General features: G+C 65.6%; 4 protein-coding genes. 1 reads left to right on the top strand and 3 read right to left on the bottom strand.

The genetic code is table 11. The features are described from left to right. The 3 genes from icmH to tssJ all read right to left on the bottom strand — a co-directional run. Window positions 1-727, bottom strand: a 727-nt coding sequence (gene icmH, locus EPO09_RS12955; RefSeq protein WP_290643727.1) for a type IVB secretion system protein IcmH/DotU, incomplete at its 3' end; no start/stop codon positions are given. Between the two features lie 34 nt (window positions 728-761). After that, on the bottom strand, window positions 762-2,108 hold the full coding sequence (tssK, locus tag EPO09_RS12950; protein ID WP_290643725.1) for a type VI secretion system baseplate subunit TssK: 1,347 nt from the start codon (window positions 2,106-2,108) through the stop codon (window positions 762-764). A 47-nt stretch (window positions 2,109-2,155) separates the two neighbouring features. Further along, window positions 2,156-2,680, bottom strand: a complete 525-nt coding sequence (tssJ, locus tag EPO09_RS12945) for a type VI secretion system lipoprotein TssJ (protein WP_290643723.1) — start codon at window positions 2,678-2,680, stop codon at window positions 2,156-2,158. 120 nt (window positions 2,681-2,800) lie between these two features. On the opposite strand from tssJ, the gene EPO09_RS12940 reads away from it, so the two are divergent. Further along, window positions 2,801-3,596 (top strand): MltA domain-containing protein (locus tag EPO09_RS12940; RefSeq protein ID WP_290643721.1); only part of this gene is annotated, 796 nt, incomplete at its 3' end.

Genomic DNA, 3,596 nt, shown 5'->3' with positions numbered 1-3,596 from the left:
ACAACGGCAGCCACGAGAGCATCAGCCGGCGAGCTTGCGGCGCGCCTTGCCAACGTTGGGCCAGGGGCTGAGCATAGTCCCCGCGAGCCTGCCGGAGCAGTTGCGCCAGGCGATCACGCACGGTGTCGAGTTGCGTCTTGCCGCCTTCGATCACGCGGTAGCGGCCTTCGAAGCCCATGGTGATCACGGCGTAGATCAACTCCAGCAGATCGCGGTTGGCGGGCACGTCTTCGGCCAGTTTGGCCATCAGCTGAAAGACCTTCTCGCCGCCGTAGGCCTCGTTGTGGAAGCTGACCAGCAGGTTGTGGCGCGCCCATTGGCCTGAGCCGCCCCAGGGCGTGCTGGCTGCGGTTTCATCCAGCAGTGTGCACAGGATGTAGCGTGCGGCCAGCACCCGTTCGCTGGCGATGCCGGCGGCGCGGGCCTTGGCTTCGAAGTCTCGCAGGCCGGCGGCCATCGATTCCTTCAGGGCAGCCGGGTCGGCCAGATGGGTGGTGGTGCGGATCTGGGGTACCAGTGCCAACAGCGGGTTGGCCAAGGCCACCAGCGTATTCAGGCCGGTGTCAGGCGCGCCCAGATCAGCCGCCACATCGGCACCGCGGGCGATGTTGTCAAACGGCGTGGCGCCGGCTGCCGGGCGTTGGCCTGGCGTGGGCATCACGAAGGTTCGGCCCGTGTCGATCGAGGCAAAGGGATCGATCGGAGGTTGATTAGGGGGCTGAGTCATGCCAGGCTTTCAATCAAACGGGTTCAGCGACTGATCAGCGACGGATCGCCCACAAGGCCATTTCCAGGCCAGGGAAGTCACCAGCCACGTGCAGGGCCAGGTTGCCGCTGGCCTCGAACTTCTGCCACAGCTCGCCGCCGCGTTCCAGCTCGAAGTAGAAGTAGCCGGCATGGAAAGGCAACTGGCGCGGTGCCACAGGCAAGGCGCGCAGCGTGATGCCGGCGAGGTTGAAGTTGACGAGTTCCTTGATGCTCTCGACCGGGCCGACCTTGGTCTGAGCCGGGAAGCGTGTGCGCAGTTGCTCGCCGGGGATCTGGGCGTTCACGGCCAGCACGAAGGTGGCGCTGCGCGTCATCTCCAGATCGGGTACCACGGCTGTGCGCACCCCGAACTTGCGATCGACCAGTTCGATCTGCACGGCGTTGTCTTCTTCGACCGCCGAGAGCATGTCGCGGATGGCCTCGAACACGGGCGTGAAGCAGCCGCGCAGGTCATCGTGCTGGTAGAGCGGGAAATCCGGCGAGCGGCGCGCCGCCGTGTGGAAGGTGGACAGCTCGCCAGCCAGCTGCAGGCAGACCTGGAACAGCTCCTTGGGATGCACATTGGGTGCGCTGGCGAACTGACGCAGCAGCGGCTCGTGGCGGTTGAGCAATTGCAGGCGCAGGAACTGCGCGACCTCGGACACGCCATGGCCCAACTGCCCCATCTTGCCGGCCAGGGCGTGCGAGCGTTGGCGCACCAGGCCATGCAGCAAGGTCAGGCTGGACGACAGGTGCCCTGAGGCATCGCACACCACCTGCGGCGGGATGTAGTTGCGCTCCAGCAGCACGGCGTTGTCGCTGCGGCGCTCGGCCACGAGGGCGCAACCCAGCACGGTGTAGGCGTCGGTCAGCTCCTTGGCGCGCAGCAGGCGCAGGCGCAGGCGGCCGGTCTGGATCTCTTCGGGCTCGGCTGTGGCATCGGTGTTGTCACGCACGCCCTCGACCAGGGTGTCAAAGCGTGCCAATTCATCGCCAGCGCCCGCACCGGTGCCGGCACCGAAGTCGGCCTCGTTCAAGCCTTCGCGCTGCACAGGCAGAGCCAGGTAGACGACTTCGTTCTTCAGATCGGCGGGGATGTCCAGTGGCGCGGGGGCCGGGTCCAGCTGAGGGATGGCGAACGGTGTGCCATCAGGCCAGATGCCGCTGGCGCGGGCGATGCCGACACGGCCCAGGGCCAGCAGGCTGTCATCCAGTTGCAGCTCCGTGAAGCCCCAGGCAAAGGGCGACAGGGCTCGCACGCGGCTGTCGATCAGGCGCTCGTTGTAGCGGGCTTCCTGCTGGAAATGATGCGGCTGCAGGAACATGCCCTGCGACCAGACGACTTTGTTGCGCCAGCTCATGTGTATGCCTTGGTCTGGATTCGGGTTGGGGCCGAGCGTTGCTTGTCTTACTTGGCCGGCGGAGCGGGCAGGATGGCCACGGTCAGCGGCTCGATCTTGATCACCCAGCGGTTGGTCTTGTTGGCTTCGACGGCTGCAATGGCGCGCGAGCGGGACTTTTCCAGATCGCGGAATCCCACCAGCACGGCCAGGAATTTGGTGTCGGCCTGCGGCTGACGGTTGAGGTCCTTGGTCTCGCCGGGCTTGAGCACGAACTCGTCACGTGCGACCAGATCGCCACCCAGCACGTCCTTGTCGCGCTCGTACAGCGAGAGGAAATCAGCCGAATCAAATTGCGCACGGCTCTTGAGCTCGTACACACGCACGACCACCGGCGAGGGCCGCTTGCGCGCATCCGGATTGGCCTGGGGCGACGCCACCACCTTGGCCTCGACCAGGGTCGGGTCGGGCTTCATGAAGGGGATGGGCACGTCGGCACAGCCGGCCAGGGCCACGCCGATCACAGCGGCCGAGAGCCAGCGGGAGAGTGGGGGCAGATGAAAGCGCATGCCAGACGAGGGGTAGATGACCATATGGAGTAACAGCTGAGAATACCGGCCCCCCTGTGCAGGGCGCGGTGACTTAGGTAACAAGGTGGGCGTTTTGACCAAGGTCAGTTGCCCCAGGGCAAAGCGGGTTTCAAGATGCGGGCCATGATGCAAGCCTCGACCTCATCCCCCTTGCCGCCGCGTGCACTGGCCGCCTTGTCTTTGGCGGTGGTCATCGCTTTGGCAGCTTGCGCCAGTGGCCCGAAGGTGGAGCAGGCCGCCCAGGCGCCTGCTGGTGCATCGACCGACAGCGATGCTGATGCGGCCAAGGCCGCCAGCCAGCAAGGCCAGGACATCGCCACCAAACACGCCTTGTTCAAGGTCAGCGCGTTCGACAGCCTGCCCGGCTGGCAGCAAGACAAGCTGGACGAAGCCTGGGCTGCCTTCAAGGAATCCTGCAAGGCCCTGGAGCGCAAGCCCACCTGGAAGCCGCTGTGCGCCAAGGTCAAGACCATCAAGGATGCCAAAGCCGGCAGGGCATTTCTGGAGCGCGAGTTCGCCCTGCTGACCGTGCAGAACACCGACCGCACCCGCGAAGGCGAGATCACTGGCTATTACGAACCGCTCTTGCAAGGCCGCACACAGCGCGATGCCCAGTTCTCGGTGCCCGTCTACGGCGTGCCCAATGACCTGTATTTCCTGGACTGGAAAACCATTCCCGTCAACCAGCGCAAGGGTGTGGCCTACGTCAAGGTCAGTGGCCGCCTGCTGAGCCCGGCCCAGGCTGGGCAACCGGGCGCCATCGCCGTGGACATGCGTCGCTTCACGCTCGACACGCTGGACCGCCGTTTGCGCGTGCGCCTGCAAGGCACGGAAGGTTTGCCTTATTACACCCGGGCCGACATCGCTCGCACTGCCGCGCTGGACGCCCCCGTTCTCGCCTGGGTCGATGACCCCATCG

This window comes from Aquabacterium sp. (genome assembly GCF_004297345.1).
In the GTDB taxonomy this organism is placed as follows: Bacteria; Pseudomonadota; Gammaproteobacteria; order Burkholderiales; family Burkholderiaceae_C; genus Aquabacterium.
This window is presented reverse-complemented; position numbering and strand designations above follow the sequence as displayed.

Bases quoted from the DNA above. Each gene is read 5' to 3' on its own strand.
- tssK (WP_290643725.1), bottom strand. From the start codon at position 2,108: ATGAGCTGGCGCAACAAAGTCGTCTGGTCGCAGGGCATGTTCCTGCAG.
- tssJ (WP_290643723.1), bottom strand. From the start codon at position 2,680: ATGGTCATCTACCCCTCGTCTGGCATGCGCTTTCATCTGCCCCCACTC.